Raw genomic sequence first — 24,203 nt, 5'->3', positions numbered from 1 at the left:
AAGATCCTGAACATACGATCCCTGAAGGAGTTATCGCCTGGTCGGCATATCTCCTTCAGTTTTTTTGTCCCAGATCATATTTTCTGCAAAGGTATCTCATTGTCCTGAATCACCTCTGGGGGTTTGGTTCTGGTATCAGAATGTGAATCAACTAATGAGGAAGATATAAATCCAACGTGGGGAGTCAGGCAATCCAGCCAACTCCGAAGACTGAGGATAGGATGGAATTTCTTGATGTCGGTTCGTGTCCAGCTGAAATTTAGATGTGGGACAATTTTTCATAAAACTACCGCAGGTTGCTTAAACTGATGTTTAAGCGGCAGTTCATGTTGACATTCCGGCTCAAGCCCGCAGGTCCTTTTATGATATTTGGTCAGTGCCAGCGAGGCTGAGGAGGTGACTGAACAGTAAAAATGACCTGGGATCACTCTAATCCCATTTATTTTATGATTTCTTAATGATTGGTAGGGTAAAATAGTGATGAGTGCAAGACAGGCTGAGACATGCGGCATCAGCCTGCGAGAGGAGAAGAACATGGCAAAGTGGCCTGGCAATATCCAAGATCTCAAGGAGACGGGGGATCTGAAAGAACAGATATCCGGAATCTATGACCTGTTTCATGAAGAGGAGCGATTTCGGTCCAAGGCAGGACAGGTCGAGTTTCTGACCACGGTCGGAGCAGTTGAGTCAGTGCTGAAGCCAGGAATGGCGCTGCTGGACATCGGAGCGGGAACCGGTGCCTATTCCCGGAAGTTTGCCCGACAGGGCATCCGAGTCACCGCGGTTGAACTTGCCCGGCGCAATATCCAACAGTTCCGTGAACTGACCGATCCGAATCTGGCGATTCATCTGATGGAGGGCAATGCGCTGGATCTGTCGTGCCTTCCGGCTGAAAGCTTTGACGTAGTTCTTCTGCTGGGTCCGCTGTACCATCTGTCTGACCACCGGGATCGGCTGCGCGCCGTGATGGAAGCCCGACGGGTGCTTAAGCCGGACGGAACGATCTTCTGCGCCTTCATCAACCATGACATGGTGCCCATGACAGAAACAATGCATAATCCACAATGGTTTGCTCAATCCACCTATGATCCCGCCCGGCAGCGAGTGGCGGATTTTCCCTTTGTCTTTCATACCCTGGAAGAAGGGAAGGATCTGATCGAAAGCTGTGATCTGTCCATCCGCCGAATCCTTGCCAGTGACGGATTTTCCGAGCTGCTGGCCCCTTCGGTCAATGCCATGGGGACAGAAGCCTATGAGAATTACCTGCAGTGGCACCTGACGCATTGCGAGTCCTCGTCCCTGGTTTCAGCCACGAATCATTTCCTGTTTCAGGCCACTCAGGATCGATCCATTGACATCAAGTACCCGGAGGAGCCAGAAGTGGCGGCTGATCTGGCGGAATTCTGCGCCAAATCCGTCCGGTTCGATGATTTTATTCGGATGGAGCTGAAATCCGGCATGCTTTCCCTGCGCCTGACACGGGTCAGTCCGGCGATGCCGGATAAGGGCTGGGTTCCAGCTTATTATTTTGATATTTGTCTGGGCGATGAAGTCATCGGCAGCATGGATCTGCGGATTGGGTACCACGAGAACCTGTTTTATGGCGGCAACATCGGTTATTCCATTCTTCCCGCGTACCGCGGACATGGCTACGCGGCTGAGGCCTGCCGCCTTCTGATTCCGTTGGCCAAAGCTCATGACATGGAGTCCCTGGCGATCTCCAATGAACTGCGCAATCATGCCTCAATGCGGGTCTGTCAGAAGCTAGGCGCACAGTACCTCCGAACCGTCGCGCTGCCGGAATCGTTCCGCATCAGCAGCGAGATGCCCCAATACTATGAAAATCAGTACCGCTGGCAGCTGACAGAAGCAACAGCCCCGCTGGATGCTGAAAAGGAGAAAGAATGAAATTACTGATGTATGACCAGAATCTTCAGGTCATGAAGAAATCGGGCATATACCGTGCCTTCCAGAATCAGACCGCGGTGCTGGAACAGCTGGGAATCCCCTATACAACGAATCCGGCGGAGGACTGGGATATTGTTCAGCTCAACACCTTTCTGCCAAATTTTTACTTTATGGCCAAACGCGCCCGTCGGATGGGAAAAAAAGTGGTCTATTATGCCCATTCCACCCGGGAGGACTTTGAGAATTCCTTTGTGGGTTCGAATCTTCTGGCACCGGTGTTTCAATGGTGGATTACACAGTGCTACAGCACCGGCGATGTTGTGATCACCCCCACAGATTATTCCGCGGACCTGCTGTCGGTTTACGGCATTAAGGCGCCCATCGTACCGATCTCCAACGGAATCGACCTGGCTCAGTATCATAGGGATCCCGCGGCAGCGGCTAAATTCAGGGAACGCTTCGGCTACGGGCCGCAGGACAAAGTGATCCTGGGCATTGGCCATTACATCGAACGCAAAGGCATCCAGGATTTCATCGAGCTGGCCCGGCTGCGTCCTGACTTTCAGTTCATCTGGCTGGGACATACCGATCCCTCCCTGCTGACGCCGGCCATGCGCTCACTACTGAAAAAAATCCCTTCGAATATGAAACTTCCGGGTTACATCGATCACGAGGACCTGAAAGGAGCATATCTGGGCAGTGATGTGTTTTTCATGCCTACCTACGAAGAAACGGAGGGCCTGACACTGTTGGAAGCCCTGGCGCTGAATGTGCCGGTGCTGGTGCGCGACATCCCCATTTACTCGAAATGGCTCAGGGAGAATGTCGATGTCTACAAGGGCAGGACCAATGCCGAATTTCTGAAGACTCTGGACCGCATGCTGCACCAGACCCTGCCGGATCTGACGGACAGCGGTTATGAGAAGGTGCGCGAGCGCAGCCTGGACCGTACAGCTCAAAAACTCAAGGATGTGTATGAATCCCTCATGAGAAAAGACTGATCCCTGGAGCGTTCAAGCGGACTCACAACCTGGTTGGGTGCAAAATCCTTGATGCGGCAATGCGTTCCGGGTAAAAATGCTATAATGAAGGAGTGCCTTCCGGTGGGAACGGCACTCCTTGTGTTTGCTGGGACTGCCGCCGGATGAACGGTGGTCTGTTATCGGCAAACTGCACTTTTTTGATCACATGAGCGATCAGACCGAGATCCGGTCTGGTTCTGTTTGGAGGAACCTATGTTTTTTGATCCCAATCATCAGCCATTTCCCTCAGAGCGCCTGACAATCGGCGCAGCCAACGGGGTAGTAGCCACTGGCAACGCTCTGGCGTCCCAGGCCGGTCTGGATACCCTGAAACGGGGCGGTAATGCCGTGGACGCAGCCATAGCAACCGCAGCCTGTCTGACGGTCGTCGAACCAACCGCCAACGGCATCGGCGGCGACAATTTTGCCCTGGTCTGGATGAAGGGCGAGCTCTATGGAATGAATTCCAACGGACCTTCTCCGCAGGCCATTTCATTGGATGAAGTTCGGAAACATCACAGTGCCATGCCCTCTCAGGGCTGGATTCCGGTGAATGTTCCGGGCGCGCCTCAGGGCTGGGTCAGCCTGTCCCGGCGTTTTGGCAGGCTGTCTCTGGCCGAATGCCTGCAGCCGGCCATTGAGTATGCCCGCAACGGGTTCCCCGTGGCCGCTCTCACCAGCAAGCTCTGGTCCAGGGCAGTGGATAAATACAGCGAAACCTGGCAAGGCAAGCCGGAGTTTGAGGAATGGTTTGCCACCTTTACGATCAATGGCCGGGCACCGCAACCGTTTGAAATCATGCGCCTGCCGCATCACGCCAGAACCCTGGAACTGATCGGAAACACCATGGGGGAGGCGTTCTATCAGGGCGAACTGGCTGACCGCATCGAACAGGATGCCATTGCCCATGGCGGATATCTGAGAAAAAGCGATCTGGCGGCCTTCCAAAGCCAGTGGGTAACCCCATTGAAGACCAGCTACCGCGGCCTGGAAGTGGTCGAGCTGCCGCCCAGCGGCCAGGGCATCGTGGCCCTGATGGCGCTGAATATCTTTAAACATCGGGAAGTGACTGAGCGAAGCGCCGATTATTACCACACCATGTTTGAAGCCATGAAGATGGCTTTTGCGGACGGCATGCACCATGTCACCGATCCCGCCCACATGGCCGTTGATCCGGCGGCGCTGCTGGCCGAGTCTTACGGCCGGAAGCGATTTGATCAGATCTCGGGTCAGGCCGAACTTCACAGCCCGGACGATCCGTTTGCCGGTGGAACCGTCTATCTGGCCTGCGCCGACAAGGACGGGAACATGGTATCGATGATTCAGTCCAACTACATGGGCTTTGGCAGCGGCATTGTGGTCAAGGATACCGGAATCGCGCTTCATAACCGCGGCGCGGACTTTAAACTGGATGAGACACATATCAACTGCCTGGCTCCCGGCAAAAAGACCTATCACACCATCATTCCGGGCATGCTGCTCCGGGACGGCGCCTGCTGCGGAGTGTTTGGCGTGATGGGTGCCTATATGCAGCCGCAGGGTCACTTCCAGGTGGTATCCAATCTGGCCGATTTCCACCTCAATCCTCAGATGGCGCTGGACGCGCCCCGTTGGCAGTGGATTCGGGAAAAAACCTTCCTGGTGGAAGAAGGCTTTGATCCCAAGATTATCCGGGAACTGGAAGCCCGGGGCCACGAGATCAAAATTGAACCGGACCGGACCCATTTCGGACGAGGCCAGGTGATTCTGAAGCTGGACAACGGCGTTTACGCAGCCGGAACCGAATCCAGAACCGACAGCAACCTGGCTGTCTATTAGGGGGCATGATGAAACAAAGTATATCCTTGCACGAAATATTTCTGACCTTCTTTAAGATCAACGCAGTGACCTTTGGCGGCGGCTATACCATCGTTCCCGTGATTCGCGATGAATTCGTCAAGAAGAAAGGCCTCATCGACGAGGAAGAGATGCTCAGTCTGGTCGCTCTGGCTCAATCCGGACCCGGCGCCATGGCCATCAGCACTTCTCTTCTGACCGGCTACCGGCTCCGGGGCTGGAAGGGAGCGGTCACGGCGTTGCTTGCCTCGGTGCTGCCCTGCCTGATCCTGATCACCATCATCTTTTATTTTTACGAAGCCTTCTCGAAAAATTTCTGGGTAAAGTCGGCTCTGCTGGGGATGGGCGGCGTCATCAGCGCCGTGCTGGTTCTCACGGTCTATGACATGGGCAAGGCGGCGATGCGAAAGCACCGGCTGTTTGCCTTGATTCTCATGGTATCGGCTTTCCTGGCCAGCTTTGCATTCCACATTCATACTGTTCTGATCATTCTGGCCCTGGCCCTGATCGGACTGGCAACCTTCAGCATTCTGGACGAAGGGAAGGTGAGATAAATGCTGCTGCTTGAATTATTTCTGGTGTTTGTCCAGATCGGTGCCTTTGCCTTTGGCGGCGGCTATGCTGTTCTGCCCCTGATTCAGCGATTTGTGGTGGAGGAGAGAGGCTGGCTCTCGATGAAAGAGATGACGGACCTGGTTTCCATCTCTCAGATGACGCCCGGCCCCATCGCCATCAATTCGGCCACCTTCGTCGGAACCAAAGTTGCCGGTATCCCCGGTGCCATCGTGGCTACTCTGGGAAATGTCCTGCCGCAGTTTACTCTGATGATGATTCTGGCCTACTTCATCTTCCGTGACCGGAAGATTGCTTTCCTGGACCGGATGCTCAAGGGGCTCAAACCGGGCATCGTCGGACTGATCGCCATCGCGGCCCTCAGCATGTTTCGCAACTCGCTTTTCCAAAATGGCGTGGTCCAATGGTCAGCCCTGCATCCGGTGGCGGCCGCGGCCTTCGTCATTGGCTTCGGTCTGCGTCTGACCAAGCGATTCGATATGATTCAGCTGATTATTGTCGGTGCCCTGCTGGGCATCGCGGGAAATGTGCTGTACGCCGGATTGCCCTGATGAGGGTGGAAACCGGAACGCATCAGTCCGGAACGCATCAGTCCGGAACGCATCAGTCCGGACTTCATGGACAAGCTGCTGACAACACCAGCCCCAGGGGTCGGCGAAAGATTGGGGTGATCGTTCTGGTGCTTGTGCTTGGCTGGCTGTGGTGGGACAACAGCCGAATCACCGTCCGGGCCGTCGATGTGAGCAGCAGCCGATTGCCACAGACTTTCCAGGGGTTTCGGCTGGCCCAGGTGTCCGACCTGCACAGCCGGGACTGGAAGGGGAGGCTGATTGAACGGTTGACGCGGGAACAGCCCAACCTGATTCTGATCACCGGAGATCTGATTGATTCAAAGCACCCGAATCTGCCACTTGTCCTGGAGTTTGTCCGGCAGGCGCAGACCATCGCCCCGGTCTATTTTGTCAGCGGCAATCATGAAGTCTGGAGCGGGCAGTACGAGGAACTGAAACGGGAGCTTCAAGCGCTGGGGGTCGGGATCCTGGATAATGAATCAAACCGAATAACTCGTTCCGACAGTTCATTGACTCTGCTGGGACTTCCGGATCCGGAGCTGACCCAGGGACGGGACTTTACTGATGAGGCGTCTGATCCGATCGATCGTCAGCTTCAGGCGCTGGTCCATCCGGAGGACTTTCAGATTCTGCTGGCTCACCGTCCGGAATTCGCAGAGTATTATGCCGCCGCCGGCATCGACCTGGTGCTGTCGGGACACGCCCATGGCGGTCAGTTCCGGCTGCCCCTCCTGGGCGGACTCTATGCCCCGGGGCAGGGCTATTTTCCCAAATATACCGCCGGGCTGCACCGCCTCGGCCATACTTCACTCGTCATCAGCCGGGGGCTTGGCAACAGTGTCATTCCGGTTCGGCTGTTCAATCCACCGGAGCTTGTCATGATCCGTCTGCTGCGCACATCAGGATCAGACTAAGCTCTTTGCCGTCACTTGTTCAGCTTGGTCAGCGGTTGACTGAACTGGATGAACTGCTGTTTGTTCGGGAATATCCAACAGGAGGTACGATGAATCAGGTTAACTTTGACGAAATCATTCCAAGAGAAGGGACCAACTCCATCAATTATGAAGGGTATGAGGGCTGGCTGATTCCGGCGGGCGAAACACTGCCCTATGAACCGGATGAGATCATCCGGATGTGGGTAGCGGATATGGACTTCGCTGTCCCTCAGGCGGTCATCGATGCATTGCATGCCCGGATTGACCAAAGGATTTTTGGCTATACCGGATTGTTTGACCCGGGCTATCTGGATGCATTCCTGAACTGGTGCCAGGAGAAGTATCACTGGACCGTGCCCAGAGAACAGATCGTGACCTCGCCGGGCATTGTGCCGGCGTTATTTGACCTGGTGGATCTCATGACCCTCCCGGGGGAGAAGGTTTTGATTCTGACCCCATCCTATGCTCCCTTCCAGAAGGCATCCCAGCATCACAACCGGGAGGTCATCTGTTCGCCGCTCCAAAATGTGGAGGGAGAGTTTTTCATGGACTGGGAGGATCTGAGAGCCAAAGCCAGGGATCCCAGGACTAGCCTGTGCATCTTCTGCAACCCGCATAATCCCACGGGACGGGTCTGGCAGGAGGAGGAGCTGAAGGAGTTTGCCCGGCTGATGCGAGAAGAAAACATGTGGGTCATTTCAGATGAGATCCACTGTGACCTGCTGCGCACCGGACTGCGTCACATTCCTCTGGCCAACGTGATGGGCGAGTATACTCGCCTGGTCACTTGCATGGCTCCGTCAAAAACCTTCAATCTGGCAGGCTTTATGATCTCCAATCTGGTTATTCCGGATCCACAATTGAGAGAGGCCTGGCAGAAACGAAGCATTCTGGGAGAAAACCCCCTCAGTCTGACGGCGGCACAGTCAGCCTGGCAGCATGGGCAGGAATGGCTGGAACAGCTGAAAGCATACCTGGATGACAATTTTGAATTTCTGAAGGGTTTTCTGGATCGGCACCTGCCGGAGACCCGGTATCGGATCCCACAGGCTACGTACCTGGCCTGGGTGGACTTTTCAGCCTATCTGTCACCTGATATTGAATCGCCTCAGCTCTTCTTTGCCAAAGAGGCCGGAGTCATCCTGGAAGACGGCAGCATGTTCGTAGGCAACGGTGAAGGTCATGTCCGCCTGAATCTGGCCTGTCCCCGGTCTGTCCTGGCCGAGGGACTTGAACGAATCCGGCAGGCTCTATTGCCAGTTGCAGTTCCGATGAAGGATTGATCCGAAGACACCGAGTATACGTTCTCGTGAGATCGGCCAAACGCCTAAGCGCGAGACGGTTCGAAACCGTATAATAAAAAAATACTGATGGAACAGCTCAAAAGACACCAGTTCGGGGCAGAACATCCTGCCGGAACTGGTGTCTTTTGATTCAGGTGAAACAGCGAGTGAAAGTTCGGATATGAATCAAGACTGATCCTTGGGAACTGATCAGGGATCATTATAACCAGATCCGTTTCCTCATCCGGCGTCTCTGCTGTCTGGCATGCATCGGTGACCAGAGACAGGGCATTCGTATTGCTTGATGGGAGGAATGGAGGAAATGGCTTAGAGAGAGAAGCCTGGTTATTGCGATGTCAGGTCGGAGGGTGTGACAGAGTCTTGGGGGAACAGGCAGTCCAGCGTCAGCTGACGGGGGACGGGAATGAAAGTCCTGTCCTTGAGGTGAGCCAGGTCATCCAGGCGCAGGGCGTAGACCCGGGGATTCATGTGACTGCGCACGGTCAGCAGCCGGCTGGTCGCGTCATAGGCACTGATGTAGCGGGTAAAGGTATAGTCGTAGCGGGTTTTGGTAAATGCTTCCGGAATCTTGAGGGCTTCCAGGATGGAGTAAGCATTTTCCAAAGCCTGCGTGCAGGTTTTGGCATCGGCGATGTGCTGATTGAGGTAATAGGCTTTGATGAACCGGGATACGGGATCATAACCGCCCGGCAGATCCTTGGCCGGGTGGAACTCCCGCCCGTTTTTCTGAAAGGTTTTTTCCAGGGCTCGGGCATGGTGATCCAGTGAGGGGGAATTGGTCATAACCCGATAGGGATTGGGCAGGGCTTTCAGTTCCTGGTTCTGCGGTTCAATTAAAAGGGTGTCTCCGCTGGCGTCCGAAAAGTAATAATGAAAATCAGGTGAAATGACCTTATTGCCCTGATGATCCCGTTTGGAAATGTGGAGGTTCGGGAGGTCCGCAGCCAGTTCCCGGCATGTCCGGTAATTGGCCAGGGCATAGTTGAAAAAGTCCAGGGCGGACAGATTGATTTTTCCCGGACTGACCTTGGCGCTGTAGAGGTTCATCTGAAGAAACATGTTGGTGCAGCCCATCAGGCCGTGTTCGTTGACGCCGTCTTTGAGCGGGTTCATTTTTCGAAAGCACATGCCCAGCATGCGGTATCTGCTCTTCAGAGGATTCCCGTAGAGATCACGGCCATATTCATAGTCGGCCGGCAGATAGAGAATATGATAGTCAACTTCCATGTCCCAGTCCATGTTCCGACCAAGAACTGTTCCGCCTTCATAATCGATCTGGATGGTGGTACACATATCTTAATCCTTTCTTGTGGAATTCGTATTATGAAATGTCTTTTCCAGTTCATTATATCAAAAGAAGCAAGGCAGGATTTTCTCTGACTGCGCAGCGTGACGGCCGGAGCTGGTCTGACACGGGGTCTCTTTTAACATTTTGTATCAGGACCCCCTGAACTGTCCCGGTATGGTAGAATACGACAAACAGCATCAAGGGGTGAGGATGAATGGAACGTCTGGAAGACTTTCTGGATACCATAGAGAACGAGGAACACAAGAAAAGAACAGCCGAAATGATTGATTGGATCCGCCGGACCTTTCCGGAGCTGGGCGAGCGAATTGCCTGGAGCAATCCGGCCTTCACGCATCACGGCACCTTTATTCTGTCCCTGAGTCTGTTCAAGTCGCATATGAGCATCAGCCCCGAACAGGCGGGGATTGAACGCTTCGCCCGACAGCTGGAGGCGGCTGGTTATGAGTATGGCAAAATGACATTCCGCCTGCCTTGGAATCTGCCGGTGAACTATGATCTGCTCCGGGAAATCATCGCATTCAATCTCGAAGATAAGAAAGATATTAAGACTTACTGGCGTAAGCCGGAAGATTAGTCGGACATTGACCCCATCAACCAGGCTCCCGCCGCAGTGGCAGGAGTCTTTTCTGATTGACGGATTTCTTGCGGGAACACAGGCATCTCAGGTGCTTCAGGTGCTTCAGGTGCTTCGGGTACTTCGGGAACTTCGGGTGCTTCGGGAACTTCGGGATCTTCGGGCAATCCAGCCAAAAGTAAGGTTATGTCGAAAAGGCGGTTCCTGAGTGGTGTTTGTGTTTTGACGATGAGAAGTGACAGTTTCGAATCGTGTATCTGTTTTCGGAAAGTCCGGGGGAATATAATGGTTATGGAAAAGTTTACTATTACGGAGGGGATCCGATTGCAGATCGATTCATCAGAATCCCATGTTTCCTTTGCCCGGGAGCTGAAAGCTCAGTTCTACCGGGGCAATCGAGCCGCATTTTTCATGTCTCTTGCCACGACGGTCATCCTATCGCTGGTCAATCTTTTTGTATCCTATCTCATGCAGGTCATTATTGACATTGTTTCAGGAACCGAGACCCGATGGAATCTGATGCAGGTAACCGTTATGGTTGCGATCACGCTGGGGGTGCTCGTTGCTTCCTTATTGATCGAGCGGCAGGTCTTTCCCAAATTCCTCAAGCAGGCGATGCAGCAGTACAAGGATCACGCCTTCACGGAAATAACCAAAAAGAATCTGCATTCCTTTCAATCGGAAAACAGTTCGACTTATCTGTCAGCATTTTCCAATGACATTGCATCCATCGAAACCAACTATCTGGGCAAGATTTTCAGCCTGGTTATGCAGATCATCATGTTTATTGGTGCGTTTGCGATGATGATCCTGTATCATCCGCTGCTGACATTGATCGCGTTTCTGCTCGCCGTTTTTCCGGTCCTGGCCTCCCTTGCCACAGGCAATCGGATGGCTCAGGCTGAACTGGCCGTATCAGAGCGCAACGCCAGTTTTGTCGGGTTGGTGAAGGATATCCTGGGCGGATTTTCCGTGATTAAGAGTTTTCGCGTCGAGAAGGAAATTCAAAGCAACTTTGCTGCCATCAATGAGAAAGTGGAGGAGGCCAAACGAACCCGCAAACAGGTGGAGATCCTGATTCAGCTGATTGGCTCGGTAGCAGGGATTGTGGCTCAGATCGGCGTCTTTCTGGCAGGAGCTTATCTGGCACTGACCGGACGCGGAGTAACTGCCGGCGTGGTCATTGTTTTCGTCCAGCTGATGAATTTCGTCATAACCCCCATCGCCCAGGTTCCTCAGATTCTGGCAAATCGAAAGGCCGCCAATGCGCTGATTGACAAGCTGGCCCGGGCAATTTCCACCAATTTCCGCGATGGCGGCGACCCCGTGGCACCCCGGCTGGATCGGGCCATTGAGCTGGATCGGATCAGTTTTGGCTATGAGGCGGATCATCGCATTTTGCACGACATCTCCTGCCAGTTTGAATCCGGGAAAAGCTATGCCATTGTCGGGGCCTCCGGCAGCGGCAAGTCCACTCTGCTGAATCTCCTGATGGGATCCAGCGGCACCTATGAGGGTGAGATCCGGTTTGATCAAAAGGAACTGCGGAGCATCGAGACGGAATCACTTTACGGGATTGTTTCGATTATTCAGCAGAATGTCTTTATCTTTAATGACTCGATTCGGAACAATATTACGATGTATCACGAGTTTCTGGAAGAAAAGATCAATGTGGCGGTCAGAATGTCCGGTCTGGCCGACCTGATTCAGGAAAAAACCTGAGAATACCCCTGCGGGGAAAACGGCAGCGGCTTATCCGGCGGAGAACGCCAGCGTGTGTCCATTGCCCGCTGTCTGCTGCGGGAAACACCGGTTCTCCTGGTCGATGAGGCAACCGCTGCGCTGGATCCGGTGACATCCTTCGGGATCAGCAATTCCATCCTGGATCTCCAGGATCTCACTCGCATCGTTGTGACTCACGAGCTAGATGAACAGCTGCTCAGCCGGTATGATTCCATTCTTGTGCTGCGGCAGGGCCGCCTCGAGGAGGTCGGATCCTTTGCCGATCTCATGGCCAGCCGGCAGTACTTCTATTCGCTGTTCAACGTGGCACAAAATGCAGCGGATGAACCCCTGAAGAAGGACGAAATGCCAGTCCCTCACTCCTGAACAGGCCAAACGGCAGAATCCCGGGGTGTTTCCCGGGATTCTGCCGTTTTCAAATTCTGTCAGGAACCGATTCGCAGCGATGATGCTGCCTGACTGTCCAAAGTATGGAGAGTCAGAAATTGGATGGAGAGTCAGAAATTGCACTGAGAGTAAGAAAATCCACTGAGAGTCGCCAATCAGCTGGTTTGAAGCTCCCAGCGAAGGGCCCGCCGGATCAGGCGAATCAGAACCGGTACGAACACCAGCTGGAGGGCAATGCCCGGAAGACCATTCAAGAGGGCTGCGGTCAGGTAGGCCTGGGGCGACAGCTTGAGACCCATGAGCGGCTGCAACAGGTATACCGTAACAGCCAGAACGATTCTGCCCAGAATCATGGCGCCTGCCAAAGAGGGGAATATACGCCATTTTTTGGCTCGGAAGAAATATCCGGCAAACAAGCCATATGCTCCAAGCTCGACCATCATGAAATACAGAATCGGTGGCTGCGGCATGGCGGTGAGCAACGAACTTAGAACGGGCGTGATCAGACCGATCAGAGTGGAATAGGGCCAGCCCAGAAGAAATCCGGAGATCAGAACCGGAAGGTGCATGGGCAGAAATACCGGGCCGGTTCCGCCCAGGAGATGAAAAATCTGGGGCAGAAGAATGCCGAAGGCCAGAAAAAGACCGGCAAATGTCAGTTTTTTTGTTGGAATCATAGAAATCTCCTTTTCGATTGAATACCACTTCTGATTGTAACGGCCAGGCTGATTTTTGACAATTCCATGTGAAAATCTGACTTTTGGGGATGCTGACAACAGCGTTTAAGCGTACAGATATTCCAAAGGCGACGAATAAAAATTCAATCGAGAACTGGCTCATTCGCAGGGGGAAACCTGCGGGGAGTGAAATTTACCGTTTTTACGGGAAATGTGATGAATATTCTTTGATTTTCCAATGGTTTTATTGGATAATTAACCTTGGGCCAGTAACTGTCCTGTCATTTATCCCGAGTTGACTTATGACATAATAGCCTTATCACGAGAGGAGTCATTCAACATGAAAAAATATACAGCTATCATATTGTCCTGCCTGTTGACCTTATCAGTGACAAGCTGTGACGGGGCGCTCCGTCCTATTTTAAAATCAGGGAATCCCCCGGTCTCCACCGCCCAGACGGTTGCTGAAGAAGGACCGGACGCCAGGGAAGGAACAACCGCTCCTCTGGATATGCATCAGAAAACCGTTCCTGTTACAAACGCGATTGATCTGCCGGCCACTGCCGTTCAGACTACTACCGTTCTGACATCAGCGATCACCACCACGGCTGATCCGCTTACCTCGCCTCAGTCGCTGGTATCCCAGCCGACTCCTTCCGAAACCTCACCAGTCGAAACCAAGCCAGCTGAGACAACCCCGGATCCTTTGACCGGTGAAGTCAAAAGCAATCTTCCACTGGAACTGCAGGCGGAATTAAACAAGTCAAATAATGGGATGATCATCATCTACCATCCGGAGCAGTTTCCGGAAATCAAGGCCATTACCAAGTGGAACATCGTTGAGTACAACACCAATACCCAAATATTTCTGGTTCTGAAAAGCACCGGCAGCCGGGTTGAGATCTCCAAATCTCAGATGGTGGAAGATGAACGGGTTGTCATTCCCGGAGACGTGATCCGTGACTGGGAGACCACCTCGGACTTTGAGGTGATTCGGATCCTTTATACAGATCCCGAAACCATCCCCTTTAATTTCATTCGCGTGAAGGATGCCTCCGGCCGGGTTACGACTACGCCGCTCCACACCAGCATGCGGGATAACCCGGACTGGGAAGTGTTCCAGTACGACGAACCGTAATCCAGACTCCTGCCTTCCGTGTCCGGTGCCGCTTAAGGTGCAGTGACCTGGCCGGCTCAGACAACTTCACGGACAACATAATAGATACCAAACAGGTGCTGTTCCCACCAGGGCAGCATCTTTTTTATTGCGCCAACCGTTCGGTCCTGCCCTTTCACCAGATAAAAGAAGGTGGGAATGCGGGGAATCAGATCCTGGAAGGATCCGGCGGATTCCTTTTGGCAATCCAGGTGCAAAGATGAATTTTTTGTGGAAGTCATTGAAACAGGCGACGGTTTTCGATAAGATTAGTTTGTTTAAAATATTAAACTTTTTGTATAGGAGAACCTATGGATATTGGTGAAAAGATTCGAAATATCCGTCGAAAGATGGGCTTGACCCAGGAAGAGCTGGCGGAGCGGTCGGACCTGACCAAGGGATTCATCTCTCAGCTGGAGCGCGACAATACCAGCCCGTCGGTGGACACCTTGGAACTGATTGTCCGGGCCCTGGGGACCAACCTGGCTGAATTCTTCAGTGAGGCAGATTCGGAACCGGTGGTTTACCACCTGGCAGATGCCATTGCGATGCATGAAGATGACCTGGGTCATACGATGCATTTTCTGGTGCCAAACGCTCAAAAGCTGGATATGGAACCCATTCTGCTTGAGTTGGCGCCGCAGGGACGGTCCAAGATCTATCCGCCCTTCGAGGGACAGGCCTTCGGCTTTCTTCTGAACGGGGAAGTCACGCTGCACTTGTCCGATGCCACGTTTGATCTGACGGAACGTGACAGTTTCTACTTTGAGGCGGATCGCGCGTTTTTTGTTGAAAATACGGGGAAAGAAGGTGCCCAGCTGATCTGGGTTCTGTCTCCGCCAAACTTTTAATATGAGGGTATGAGGTGACAAATGGCAGTTCAAATTGAATTGAAAGACATTCGCAAAACCTATGGGGACCAGACGGTTCTTGAACATCTGAATCTTGAGATCCAGGAAGGGGAATTCATCACCCTGCTGGGTCCGTCCGGCTGCGGCAAAACCACAACCCTGCGCATCATCGGCGGGTTTGAAACCCCTGATCGCGGACAGGTTCTGTTCAACGGACAGGATATAACGCTTCTGCCGCCTCATTTGCGGCCGGTCAATACGCTATTCCAGCAGTACTCCCTGTTTCCTCATCTGAATGTCTATGAAAATGTGGCCTTTGGTCTGCGCATTCGCGGGACGAGAGAAGAGGACGTACGCCGTCAGGTGCAGGACATGCTGAAGCTGGTCGACCTGGGCGGGTATGAAAAACGCAAGGTGGACTCTCTATCCGGCGGCCAGAAGCAGCGCGTGGCCATGGCTCGGGCGCTGATTCTGAAGCCGGCGGTGTTCCTGCTGGATGAACCACTGGGCGCTCTGGATCTGAAGCTGCGCAAGGAAATGCAGATCGAGCTGAAGCGCATCCAGAAAGAAGTCGGCATTACGTTTATTTTCGTAACCCACGACCAGGAGGAAGCTCTGACCTTGTCCGACCGCATCGTGGTCATGAATGAAGGGATCATTCAGCAGGTCGGAACCCCCATTGACATCTATAATGAGCCGATCAACGCCTATGTGGCAGACTTCATCGGGGAATCCAATATCCTGGAAGGCATCATGCACGCTGATTGTGACGTGACGTTTTCCGGCCATCGGTTCCGCTGCGTCGACGAGGGCTTTGACAAGAATGAACCGGTAGATGTCGTCATTCGGCCGGAGGATGTGGAGCTGGTGGATCCAGCCGAAGGCATGCTGCGCGGCACCGTTCTCTCCAGTCTGTTCATGGGGGTCCATAACGAGATGCGGATCCAGACCAATCGGGAGATCTATCTGGCCCATTCCACCCTGCACCGGAACGTCGGAGAAGAAGTCGGCATCCGGATTATTCCCTTCAATATCCACATCATGCGCAAAGGGGAGGTCGAAGGAGATGAAAGCCTATAAGAAAACAGCGGCGCCGTATCTGGTCTGGGCTGGAGTCTTTGTGGTCATCTCGCTGTTCATGGTCTTTTATTTCGCGCTGACCACTGAGACCGGATCGTTCACGCTGTCCAACTTCAGCCGGATCTGGTCGGGCCGGACCGTTGGAACCATTTTCCGGTCACTGCGGATTGCGGCCTTGACAACGATCCTGTCTCTGATCATCGGGTATCCGTTTGCCTATATCGTGTCCTCCCTGAGAACCCGATTTCAGACGACAGCCATCATGCTCATCATGATCCCCATGTGGATGAACTTCCTGCTTCGAACCTATGCCTGGGTAACGATTCTTTCGAAAAACGGCATTCTCAACAGTCTGCTGGGCCGGCTTGGCATGGGACCGGCGGATCTGCTCTATACCGAAGGAGCGGTTATCCTGGGCATGGTTTATAACTTCCTGCCTTTTATGATTCTGCCAATTTACACCGCCCTGGAAAAAATGGATCAGGGTCTGATCGAGGCAGCTCAGGACCTGGGAAGCAATCGACTGCAGACATTCACCCGGGTCATCTTCCCGCTGTCGCTGCCAGGTGTTCTGTCCGGGGTTTCCATGGTCTTTATTCCCGCCATCTCAACCTTTGAGATTACCGCTCTGCTGGGCGGCAATAAAACCAACCTGATCGGCAACGTCATCGAGCAGCAGTTCACGGTCACCGGCGACTGGAACTATGGTTCGGCATTGTCGGTGATTCTTATGGTGTTCCTGGTGATTTCCCTGATTTTTACCAGAGAGGAAGATGTGCAGGATTCGGCGTCGCTCAAGCCGCTGACTGACCGGAGCCGCCTTGTCGGCGAGGAGGTGTCCCATGGCTAAATTCTGGCAGCGATGCTACCTGTTTGCGGTATTTGCCTTCCTGTACGCTCCCATCGTTGTTCTCATTGTCTTTTCCTTTAATGAAGGAAAGACCAGGGGAAGCTGGGACGGTTTCTCCCTGGTCTGGTATGAGGCTCTGTTTCAGGATGAGGAGGTTCTGTCCGCCGTGCGCAACACCTTTACGGTGGCCATTGTGACTACGGCAGTCTCCACCACCGTCGGAACCCTGGGTGCCATTGGATTGTCACAATATCTGTTTAAGACCCGGCGACGGATTCTGGCGCTTAACCAGGTGCCGATCATCAACCCGGATATTGTCATGGCTGTGGGACTTATGGTGCTCTACCGGAGCCTGAACCTGGACTTTGGCCTTTTGACCCTGACCCTGGCCCACATTGCCTTTACCGTGCCCTATGTGGTTTTATCGGTGCTGCCCAAGCTCAAGCAGATGCCGGCAGCTCTGCCGGAAGCGGCCATGGATCTGGGGGCGACTCCCTGGCAGACCCTGTGGCGGGTTGTGATACCTCAGATTCGCCCGGGGATCATTACCGGCGCGCTCATCGCGTTTACCCTGTCAATTGACGATTTCGTCATTTCTTTCTTTACCACCGGCAATGGGGTGGAAACCGTCTCAACGATGGTCTTCTCCATGGCCCGGCGAGGCATCAACCCGGTCATCAACGCGCTGTCAACTTTAATGTTCGTCATGATGCTGGGGCTTTTGGTAATTACTTATCTCAAGACGGATCGGGAGGATACGCCATGAAGCCAAAAATGAAATGGACCCAGCTGGTCGCCCTGCTGCTTCTGGCGTTTCTGCTCTTGCCGCTTCTGCTGGGCTGCACCCCGGATGAAACGGACGGAGCGACCCTCAATGTCTACAACTGGGGTGAATACATCGATAAGGACCTTTTGGCCAAGTTCGAGGAGGAAACCGGCATTCACGTCGTGTATTCCACGTTCAATACCAACGAGGATCTGTATGTCAAACTGAAGAACGGCGTATCCAATTATGATGTGGTGATGCCTTCTGACTATATGATCGAAAAGATGATGAAGGAGGGCATGCTGCGCCCCATTGACTGGGATCATGTGCCCAACATGAAGTATGTGGACCCTGAATTTTTAAATCATTCCTATGATCCGGATCAGAAGTATTCCGCGCCCTATTTCTGGGGAACGCTGGGCATTGTCTATAACACGGAGCTGGTTGATGAAGAAGTCACCTCCTGGGATATCCTGTGGGATGAAAAATACGCCAGGGAAATCATCATGCTCGATTCCAGCCGGGATTCGTTGGGCATTGCCCTGAAGCGCCTGGGTTATTCCATGAATTCCACCGATGAGGCTCAGCTGGCCCAGGCGGAGGAACTGCTGATCGAACAGTATCCGCTGGTATATGCCTATCTGGTCGACCAGACCAAGGACATCATGAAGAATGGCGAAGCCGCCCTGGCCGTCATGTATTCCGGGGATGCCGTTGATGCTCTTTCGGAGAACGAAAACCTGGCCTATGCAGTCCCGGAAGAAGGGTCCAACCTGTGGTTTGACTCCATGGTCATTCCCAAATCCTCCAGAAACCCGGAACAGGCCGAAGCGTTCATCAATTTCATGCTGGAACCGGAGAATGCGGCCCAGAATGCGGAATACGTATGGTATTCCCTGCCCAGCTCCGCGGCCATTGAACTGCTGTCGGAAGACCTGAAGGACAGTGAAGTCGCCTACCCGGACAAGTCCATTCTCGACAACCTGGAAGTGTTCCGGGATCCGGGTGCCTTTGTCAAAAAATACGATGACATCTGGCAGAACGTCAAGAATCATTGATGCGAAGAATTGCTTTCCTCAGTGAAGTGAATTGATGTGAACTGAACTGAACTGAATTCAGGGCAGAGGTCCTGCTTAAGAGAGATGGCTGGTCTGCATCGAGGGCTGTTCTGCTTCGGAGTGATCGAGAATCCCATCAGACAGACTGAGTTGAAACCGGCCGGAAGGCCGGTTTTTTTCCGAAATGCCTGTTTTAGGGGCTTCCCCTTTTTCGGCGGAGTGTAATTCACCGGACTTTGATTCGACTGGACAGGATGAAGCGGAGGGACCGATACTGCATCGAAGCCTCGTATGTGGGGTTTGATGGTGTAAAGAGTGATATACTGTAACTATTGGCTGCAATGAAGCAGAAACGAAAGGGGGAGGGCGCGGATGGCGATCCGATCAAATCATCGAATCATTGGAATTCTGGCACCGGTGGATTCGGGGAAAACAACTCTGGCGGAAGCGCTGCTCTTCGAGGGGGGCGCACTACGGCAGAAAGGGCGGGGGGATCACAGGGACTCCTTTTTGGACACGGGCAACATGGAGCGTCGGCGGGGGATCACGATTTTTTCCAAAATCGCCCGGCTGGCGGGGCATGACACCTCCCTGATCCTGCTCGATACACCCGGGCATCAGGATTTTGGTCCGGAGACGGAGCGTGTCCTGGCGGTCCTGGATTACTGCATTCTGGTGGTGAATGGCGCGGACGGAGTAACTGCTCAGACCCGGCGGCTGTGGGGATTGCTGGAAGCCTACCGGGTACCGGTATTTCTTTTTATCAACAAAACCGATCAGGCCGGCGTGGATCCCGACAGGATCCTGAATCAGCTAAGGACTCAGCTGTCGGATCATATCCAGGAGTTTTCCGGAAATGTGACTCGGTCAGAAGAAGTTTCGCTGGCCTGGGAGCCATTGCTGGAGGAATATCTGAAAGCCGGGCAGCTGGAGCCGGATACCATTCAGGAAGCCATTGTCAGGCGGACCCTCTTTCCTTGCTACGCCGGGTCGGCGCTGAAGGGAGCCGGGGTAACCCAGTTCCTGGAGGGGCTGTTTGACTGGACCCGGTCCCGGGATTATCCGGACACCTTCTCGGCCCGGGTGTATAAAATCAGTCGGGATGAAACCGGTCAGCGCCTGACTCATGTCAAGGTGACGGGCGGACGGCTGCGCAACAAGAGCCTGATCGGCGAGGACAAGATCAATGAACTGAGACGCTATACCGGAACCGGATACGAGAGCGTCCAGACAGCCGTCGCGGGAGATATTGTCGCGCTTGCCGGCCTACGTTCTACGCGGGCGGGACAGGTCTTGGGCGAAGGGGAGGAAGAGATCGAACCGACCGTGTTCCCGGTGCTGAGTTATCGGCTTCGCCCGGTGAACGAGGCGGATCGGGCGCGCTTGACCGCCCTGGTGAAGGAACTGGGGGAGGAACTGCCGGACCTGGATGTCCTGGTGGATTCTGAGGGTTATCCCCTGGTTCACATCATGGGTGAAATACTGCTGGAAGTTCTGCTGGAGCTGATCCGGGAGCGGGGGGATCTGGAGGTTTCGGTGGACGAAGGTTCCATCATCTACCGGGAAACCATCACACAGCCCGTTGTTGGAATCGGGCATTTTGAGCCCCTGCGCCACTACGCGGAAGTTCATCTTTTGCTGGAGCCCTCCGCCGCGCCGGGGATCCGGGTGCAATCCAGGCTGGATGTCTCACGCCTGGCGGTGAACCGCCAGCAGCAGGTGCTTTATTGGCTGAGAAGCCGGGAACATCCCGGTGTCCTGACCGGAGCCTCACTGTCTCATTTGAGTATCACTCTGGTAGCCGGACGCGATCATGACAAGCATACTCAAGGCGGGGACTTTCGGGAAGCGACCGGTCGAGCGCTCCGCCAGGGACTGCTTCAGGCAAGAGCCCTGGGCGCCTGCCGCCTGCTGGAACCCTTTTATCGCTTCCGAATTCTGACGGCGCAGTCCTTTGTCGGGCGGATTCTGACGGATTTGGATCGCCTGGGCGCAAAAGATCTTCTGACGCAGCCGGCAGAGGAAGGAATGGAGCTGTCCGGCATGGGACCGGTGGCAACCCTTCGGAGCTATTTCCGGGAACTGTCGGCCCTGACGCGGGGAGAAGCCCGGCTGTCCTATGACATTCACGGGTATGAGCCCTGTCATGACGAAGCCAGTGTGGTGGCGGCCGCAGCCTATGATCCGGAACAGGATGCGCTGGCACCGGGCGGAAGCGTGTTCTGCACAGGCGGTGCCGGGGTTCTGGTGCCCTGGGATCAGGTGGCAGCCATGGCTCACCTGGAACCGATGATTCTGGAGCCGGCAAAGGACTCGCCGGTGGCGACCGTGCGCCAATCGGATTCAGGTCCCATCGGCAGTGAGGAGATCGATCAGATCCTCAGTCGGACCTTTTATGCGAACGCCAACGAGAAAAAACAGTGGAAAAAGGCCAGGAAGGCTGACAGAGTAGAGACGGTGCGGCTCCCCCGGCAGGAAGCCCGAACCGGTCCGGACTATCTGCTCATCGATGGCTACAATGTGATACATGCCTGGCCCGAGCTGGCGGAACTGGCGAACGTGAATTTTGACGCTGCCCGGGAGAAGCTTATTGAAATACTGAAGGACCATGGGGGTTTTACGGCGGAACGGATCGAAGTGGTGTTTGACGCCTGGAAGGTCACCGGCGGCAGCGGCAGCCAGATCGATGACGAGGGAGTCACCGTGGTCTTTACCCGGGAGAATGAAACCGCCGATCGCTGGATCGAGCGGCGGTCCGGAGAACTGGCTCGCCGCCATCCGGTCCGGGTGGTCACTTCGGATCAGGCGGAGCAAATGATGGCTGCCGGTAGCGGCGCGCTGGTTTTTTCCGCCCGCCGCTTCCGCCAGATCGTCACGGAAGTCCGGGATGCCGCAATGGCAGAACACCAGCGCCGCAGTGGTCCGCAGATCCCCTACCGCCCGCTGCAGAATGTTCTGTCAGAGGAGAATTCTTTGAAAAGAGAAGACAAATAAATGTTTAGATTTGATTTCAGCTTAAAAAACAAGTTATACTGGTAGAGAAATTAAGTCCAGCTTAAAGAGATAACCGGCTGGCAATGAGAGGGAACAATCGATGGATCACGAAAAATCAAAAATTTATAATGAACTGAAACGCAGAATCATTGAATTTACCTATAAGCCCGGCAGCATTCTCAATGAGGTGGATCTGGCAGAGGAATTCGGAGTCAGCCGGTCGCCCATCCGGACAGCCTTGCAGGAACTGGAGCGTGATTCCCTGATCCAGATTGTACCGCGATACGGCGCTCAGGTGGCAGCCATTGATTTTCGAAATGTCAAGGGCTTGTTTGAGGTGACAAAACAGCTGGACCCTTACGCAACCCGTCTGGCCGTGAAGAAAATCACCCCGGAGCAGCTGGCTGAATTGAAGGAACTGATCCGCAGACTGGAAACCTTCTCCACTACGGACCGCTACCAGGATGCCATCAATACGGATGAATGCTTCCATGAGATCATCTTTGAGGCCTGCGACAACAAATGGCTCACCGAAACCTTGGAACGACTGCATATCCATACCGAACGGCTCTGGCATTACTGCAACGATTATTTCGATGAGATGTCGATTTTCACACGTACCTTCAAACTGATTGTGGAGGCGATTGAGGCTCAGGATGAAGATGCCGCCGAACAGGCAGCCAAGGAACATATTGATGATTTCCTGGCCCGGATCAAGGAAGCCATCTTTTAAGTAAATCTTTCGCAAACTTTGAGAGTTTAATAAAAAATAATGGAAAATTTTCCTTCGAACCCCTGTAACTGTCTCTGGGTGAGGCATTGCAGGGGTTCGACTTTTTGTGTTCGCTGTGAAAACACCTGAATTTATGTAAATGGTTACTGTTGACATACCATTGAAATGCAGTTAGTATATTAGTGAGGTGTTGTTATGATTTTAACGAATAATATTTTGTTACGTGAACAGAATACCGTACTTTGGGTTGAAGGTGACCAGGTGGATGTGCTGAAAAAAGCCAGAGACCTGATCCATCGGGGGCATCGGCTCCTGACATCGCCGCTGGCTGCCAGCGGGAGAATGCATTTTTCCCCGGTTCGCTCCATTTTGCTGACAGACGAAGCGGAACAGCCGGAAGAAGATTCGATCCTGGCCATCGAAAACAGTCTGCAGCTTTTGGAAACATCCCTGGCAGTTCATCGAGTGGACTACAAGAACAAGGACGACTATGGATTCATCGATAATGAGCTTCTAACCCAAGCTCTTAACGAGATAAATGAGCTGGACGCTCGCTACCAACAAATAGGAGGGAATCAATTTGAAACTGGAAAGACGCAAGGTTAAAATCAGTGATGTTGTGTTTGGCGATCAAAACGCGGTCGCAGGGGAACAACTGGTTTTGAACCGTGATGAATTGGTCAGCTTTATCAAGGGACTGGATAATATCGTTGATGTTGCCGTTGATATCGCAAAGCCAGGTGAAAAGACCCGGATCATCCCCGTCAAGGACGTCATTGAGCCAAGAGTCAAGGTAGAAGGTGTTCCAGGCTTTGCCGGAGTGACATCTTTGACCGGTCAGCTGGGCCATGGGGCTTACAACGTTCTGGAAGGAGTTGCCATTGTTACCATCGGTGACATTGTCGGATTCCAGGAAGGCGTTATTGACATGTGGGGCGAAGGAGCCAAGTGGACTCCCTTCTCCAAAACCTTCAACCTGGTGGTTGATCTGACCGTTGATCCGGCACTGAAGCCGCACGAGCATGAGAAAACCGTCCGTATGGCGGGTCTTCTGACCTCCGAATATGTCGGAAAGATTGCCAAGGACGCTCCGGTTTATGAAACGGATACATTCGAAGTCGGTTCGATTGATGAAGAGACTGCAAAATATCCCAACCTGCCCAAGGTTGTTTATGCCGAAATGCTCATTACCCAGGGACTTCTCCATGATTCCTACATCTATGGCGTGGATGCCAAGCAGATCATCCCGACCGTTCTCCATCCGCTGGAAGAAATCGACGGAGCCGTTGTATCCGGAAACTGCGTGGCAGCCTGTGACAAGATCACAACCTACCAGCATCAGAACAACTCCGTGATCCTTGAACTCCTCAAGAAGCACGGCAAGGAAATCAATTTCGTGGGAGCTGTCATGGTTCCTGAACTGACGACGCTGGAAGGCAAGTACCGGTCCTGCGACTTCACCGCCAAGCTGTGCAAGCAGCTGGGAGCAGACGGAGTCATCGTTTCCGAAGAAGGCTACGGCAACCCGGATTCCGATCTGGTCATGATTGCCCAGCGTCTGGAAAAGCAGGGAATCAAAGCAGTTCTGATCACCGATGAATGCTCCGGCTGGGATGGCGCGAGCCAGCCTTTGGCGGATACCAAGCCTGAGGCCAAAGCCGTTGTCTCAACAGGCAACGTCTCTCATGTAGTGACTCTGCCCAAGGCTGACCGGATCATGGGAAATCCAGAATCCATCGCCAACCTGGCAGGCGGCTGGGCCGGCGCTTACGATGCCGAAACCGGAGTGATGAAATGCGAGCTCAATGCTGTCATCGGAGCGACTTCCGAAATCGGCTATCATAACCTGAAAGTCGTCGAGTACTAGGAGGAGGA

The 24,203-nt window shown here is 53.5% G+C and carries 20 protein-coding genes and 1 pseudogene; 19 read left to right on the top strand and 2 right to left on the bottom strand.

Going from position 1 to position 24,203, the window contains the following annotated elements; translation table 11 throughout:
- The first annotated feature begins 534 nt into the window (after window positions 1–534).
- The 7 genes from P6M73_RS12945 (at window position 535) to P6M73_RS12915 (ending at window position 8,129) form a co-directional block, all read left to right on the top strand.
- Complete coding sequence (locus P6M73_RS12945; RefSeq protein ID WP_277853451.1) at window positions 535–1,908, top strand: GNAT family N-acetyltransferase; 1,374 nt, start codon at window positions 535–537, stop codon at window positions 1,906–1,908.
- The gene (locus P6M73_RS12940; protein WP_277853450.1) at window positions 1,905–2,909 is read left to right on the top strand and encodes a glycosyltransferase family 4 protein; all 1,005 of its coding nucleotides are present in this window, start codon (window positions 1,905–1,907) and stop codon (window positions 2,907–2,909) included. The genes P6M73_RS12945 and P6M73_RS12940 overlap by 4 nt, the downstream gene beginning before the upstream one ends.
- 234 nt (window positions 2,910–3,143) lie before the next feature.
- Complete coding sequence (locus P6M73_RS12935) at window positions 3,144–4,748, top strand: gamma-glutamyltransferase family protein (RefSeq protein WP_277853449.1); 1,605 nt, start codon at window positions 3,144–3,146, stop codon at window positions 4,746–4,748.
- An 8-nt stretch (window positions 4,749–4,756) separates the two neighbouring features.
- On the top strand, window positions 4,757–5,320 hold the full coding sequence (locus P6M73_RS12930) for a chromate transporter (RefSeq protein WP_277853448.1): 564 nt from the start codon (window positions 4,757–4,759) through the stop codon (window positions 5,318–5,320).
- Window positions 5,321–5,890, top strand: a complete 570-nt coding sequence (locus P6M73_RS12925; RefSeq protein ID WP_277853447.1) for a chromate transporter — start codon at window positions 5,321–5,323, stop codon at window positions 5,888–5,890.
- 5 nt (window positions 5,891–5,895) lie between these two features.
- Entirely contained in the window at window positions 5,896–6,825 is a 930-nt protein-coding gene (locus tag P6M73_RS12920) for a metallophosphoesterase (protein WP_277853446.1), read from the top strand.
- Between the two features lie 89 nt (window positions 6,826–6,914).
- Complete coding sequence (locus P6M73_RS12915) at window positions 6,915–8,129, top strand: MalY/PatB family protein (protein WP_277853445.1); 1,215 nt, start codon at window positions 6,915–6,917, stop codon at window positions 8,127–8,129.
- 345 nt (window positions 8,130–8,474) lie between these two features.
- Here the strand turns inward: P6M73_RS12915 and P6M73_RS12910 are convergent, their stop codons facing one another.
- On the bottom strand, window positions 8,475–9,443 hold the full coding sequence (locus P6M73_RS12910) for a linear amide C-N hydrolase (RefSeq protein WP_277853444.1): 969 nt from the start codon (window positions 9,441–9,443) through the stop codon (window positions 8,475–8,477).
- A 209-nt stretch (window positions 9,444–9,652) separates the two neighbouring features.
- On the opposite strand from P6M73_RS12910, the gene P6M73_RS12905 reads away from it, so the two are divergent.
- Both P6M73_RS12905 and P6M73_RS12900 read left to right on the top strand, forming a co-directional pair.
- Window positions 9,653–10,033: an iron chaperone gene (locus P6M73_RS12905; protein WP_277853443.1), complete on the top strand. Its 381-nt coding sequence runs from the start codon at window positions 9,653–9,655 to the stop codon at window positions 10,031–10,033.
- Window positions 10,034–10,219: 186 nt separating this feature from the next.
- Window positions 10,220–12,142 (top strand): annotated as a pseudogene (locus P6M73_RS12900) (ABC transporter ATP-binding protein).
- 176 nt (window positions 12,143–12,318) lie between these two features.
- Here P6M73_RS12900 and P6M73_RS12895 read toward each other — a convergent pair.
- Entirely contained in the window at window positions 12,319–12,840 is a 522-nt protein-coding gene (locus tag P6M73_RS12895; RefSeq protein WP_277853442.1) for an ECF transporter S component, read from the bottom strand.
- A gap of 340 nt (window positions 12,841–13,180) precedes the next feature.
- Here P6M73_RS12895 and P6M73_RS12890 point away from each other — a divergent pair, with 340 nt between their 5' ends.
- The 10 genes from P6M73_RS12890 to P6M73_RS12845 all read left to right on the top strand — a co-directional run bounded on the left by P6M73_RS12890 (window position 13,181) and on the right by P6M73_RS12845 (window position 24,195).
- Window positions 13,181–13,978 carry a hypothetical protein gene (locus P6M73_RS12890; RefSeq protein ID WP_277853441.1) on the top strand — a complete coding sequence of 266 codons (798 nt, stop codon included), beginning with the start codon at window positions 13,181–13,183 and terminating at the stop codon, window positions 13,976–13,978.
- A 329-nt stretch (window positions 13,979–14,307) separates the two neighbouring features.
- On the top strand, window positions 14,308–14,847 hold the full coding sequence (locus P6M73_RS12885; RefSeq protein ID WP_277853440.1) for a helix-turn-helix domain-containing protein: 540 nt from the start codon (window positions 14,308–14,310) through the stop codon (window positions 14,845–14,847).
- A gap of 21 nt (window positions 14,848–14,868) precedes the next feature.
- Window positions 14,869–15,927, top strand: a complete 1,059-nt coding sequence (locus tag P6M73_RS12880) for an ABC transporter ATP-binding protein (protein ID WP_277853439.1) — start codon at window positions 14,869–14,871, stop codon at window positions 15,925–15,927.
- Entirely contained in the window at window positions 15,914–16,777 is an 864-nt protein-coding gene (locus tag P6M73_RS12875) for an ABC transporter permease (protein ID WP_277853438.1), read from the top strand. The genes P6M73_RS12880 and P6M73_RS12875 overlap by 14 nt, the downstream gene beginning before the upstream one ends.
- Entirely contained in the window at window positions 16,770–17,543 is a 774-nt protein-coding gene (locus P6M73_RS12870; RefSeq protein WP_277853437.1) for an ABC transporter permease, read from the top strand. The genes P6M73_RS12875 and P6M73_RS12870 overlap by 8 nt, the downstream gene beginning before the upstream one ends.
- Before the next feature lie 8 nt (window positions 17,544–17,551).
- On the top strand, window positions 17,552–18,601 hold the full coding sequence (locus tag P6M73_RS12865) for an ABC transporter substrate-binding protein (protein ID WP_489666506.1): 1,050 nt from the start codon (window positions 17,552–17,554) through the stop codon (window positions 18,599–18,601).
- 372 nt (window positions 18,602–18,973) lie between these two features.
- A complete protein-coding gene (locus tag P6M73_RS12860; RefSeq protein WP_277853435.1) occupies window positions 18,974–21,595 on the top strand; it encodes a translation factor GTPase family protein in 2,622 nt (873 codons plus the stop codon).
- A 100-nt stretch (window positions 21,596–21,695) separates the two neighbouring features.
- A complete protein-coding gene (locus P6M73_RS12855; RefSeq protein WP_277853434.1) occupies window positions 21,696–22,328 on the top strand; it encodes a GntR family transcriptional regulator in 633 nt (210 codons plus the stop codon).
- 195 nt (window positions 22,329–22,523) lie between these two features.
- Window positions 22,524–22,934, top strand: coding sequence for a GrdX family protein (locus P6M73_RS12850; protein ID WP_277853433.1), 411 nt, complete (start codon window positions 22,524–22,526; stop codon window positions 22,932–22,934).
- Window positions 22,909–24,195, top strand: coding sequence for a glycine/sarcosine/betaine reductase component B subunit (locus P6M73_RS12845; RefSeq protein ID WP_277853432.1), 1,287 nt, complete (start codon window positions 22,909–22,911; stop codon window positions 24,193–24,195). The genes P6M73_RS12850 and P6M73_RS12845 overlap by 26 nt, the downstream gene beginning before the upstream one ends.
- Window positions 24,196–24,203 lie beyond the last annotated feature (8 nt).

This window comes from Anaerococcoides asporogena (genome assembly GCF_029590275.1).
Taxonomy (GTDB): domain Bacteria; phylum Bacillota; class Clostridia; order Clostridiales; family Clostridiaceae; genus JG1575.
Note: the sequence above shows the minus strand (reverse complement) of the source record. Positions and strands in the feature narration are given on the sequence as shown.

What these genes read in the sequence shown, in the direction of transcription:
- P6M73_RS12930 (WP_277853448.1), top strand. Translation starts at nt 4,757, where the DNA reads ATGAAACAAAGTATATCCTTGCACGAAATATTTCTGACCTTCTTTAAG.
- P6M73_RS12880 (WP_277853439.1), top strand. Translation starts at nt 14,869, where the DNA reads ATGGCAGTTCAAATTGAATTGAAAGACATTCGCAAAACCTATGGGGAC.
- P6M73_RS12945 (WP_277853451.1), top strand. Translation starts at nt 535, where the DNA reads ATGGCAAAGTGGCCTGGCAATATCCAAGATCTCAAGGAGACGGGGGAT.
- P6M73_RS12940 (WP_277853450.1), top strand. Translation starts at nt 1,905, where the DNA reads ATGAAATTACTGATGTATGACCAGAATCTTCAGGTCATGAAGAAATCG.
- P6M73_RS12910 (WP_277853444.1), bottom strand. Translation starts at nt 9,443, where the DNA reads ATGTGTACCACCATCCAGATCGATTATGAAGGCGGAACAGTTCTTGGT.
- P6M73_RS12875 (WP_277853438.1), top strand. Translation starts at nt 15,914, where the DNA reads ATGAAAGCCTATAAGAAAACAGCGGCGCCGTATCTGGTCTGGGCTGGA.
- P6M73_RS12855 (WP_277853434.1), top strand. Translation starts at nt 21,696, where the DNA reads ATGGATCACGAAAAATCAAAAATTTATAATGAACTGAAACGCAGAATC.
- P6M73_RS12905 (WP_277853443.1), top strand. Translation starts at nt 9,653, where the DNA reads ATGGAACGTCTGGAAGACTTTCTGGATACCATAGAGAACGAGGAACAC.
- P6M73_RS12895 (WP_277853442.1), bottom strand. Translation starts at nt 12,840, where the DNA reads ATGATTCCAACAAAAAAACTGACATTTGCCGGTCTTTTTCTGGCCTTC.
- P6M73_RS12935 (WP_277853449.1), top strand. Translation starts at nt 3,144, where the DNA reads ATGTTTTTTGATCCCAATCATCAGCCATTTCCCTCAGAGCGCCTGACA.
- P6M73_RS12915 (WP_277853445.1), top strand. Translation starts at nt 6,915, where the DNA reads ATGAATCAGGTTAACTTTGACGAAATCATTCCAAGAGAAGGGACCAAC.
- P6M73_RS12850 (WP_277853433.1), top strand. Translation starts at nt 22,524, where the DNA reads ATGATTTTAACGAATAATATTTTGTTACGTGAACAGAATACCGTACTT.
- P6M73_RS12870 (WP_277853437.1), top strand. Translation starts at nt 16,770, where the DNA reads ATGGCTAAATTCTGGCAGCGATGCTACCTGTTTGCGGTATTTGCCTTC.
- P6M73_RS12925 (WP_277853447.1), top strand. Translation starts at nt 5,321, where the DNA reads ATGCTGCTGCTTGAATTATTTCTGGTGTTTGTCCAGATCGGTGCCTTT.
- P6M73_RS12890 (WP_277853441.1), top strand. Translation starts at nt 13,181, where the DNA reads ATGAAAAAATATACAGCTATCATATTGTCCTGCCTGTTGACCTTATCA.
- P6M73_RS12865 (WP_489666506.1), top strand. Translation starts at nt 17,552, where the DNA reads ATGAAATGGACCCAGCTGGTCGCCCTGCTGCTTCTGGCGTTTCTGCTC.
- P6M73_RS12885 (WP_277853440.1), top strand. Translation starts at nt 14,308, where the DNA reads ATGGATATTGGTGAAAAGATTCGAAATATCCGTCGAAAGATGGGCTTG.
- P6M73_RS12860 (WP_277853435.1), top strand. Translation starts at nt 18,974, where the DNA reads ATGGCGATCCGATCAAATCATCGAATCATTGGAATTCTGGCACCGGTG.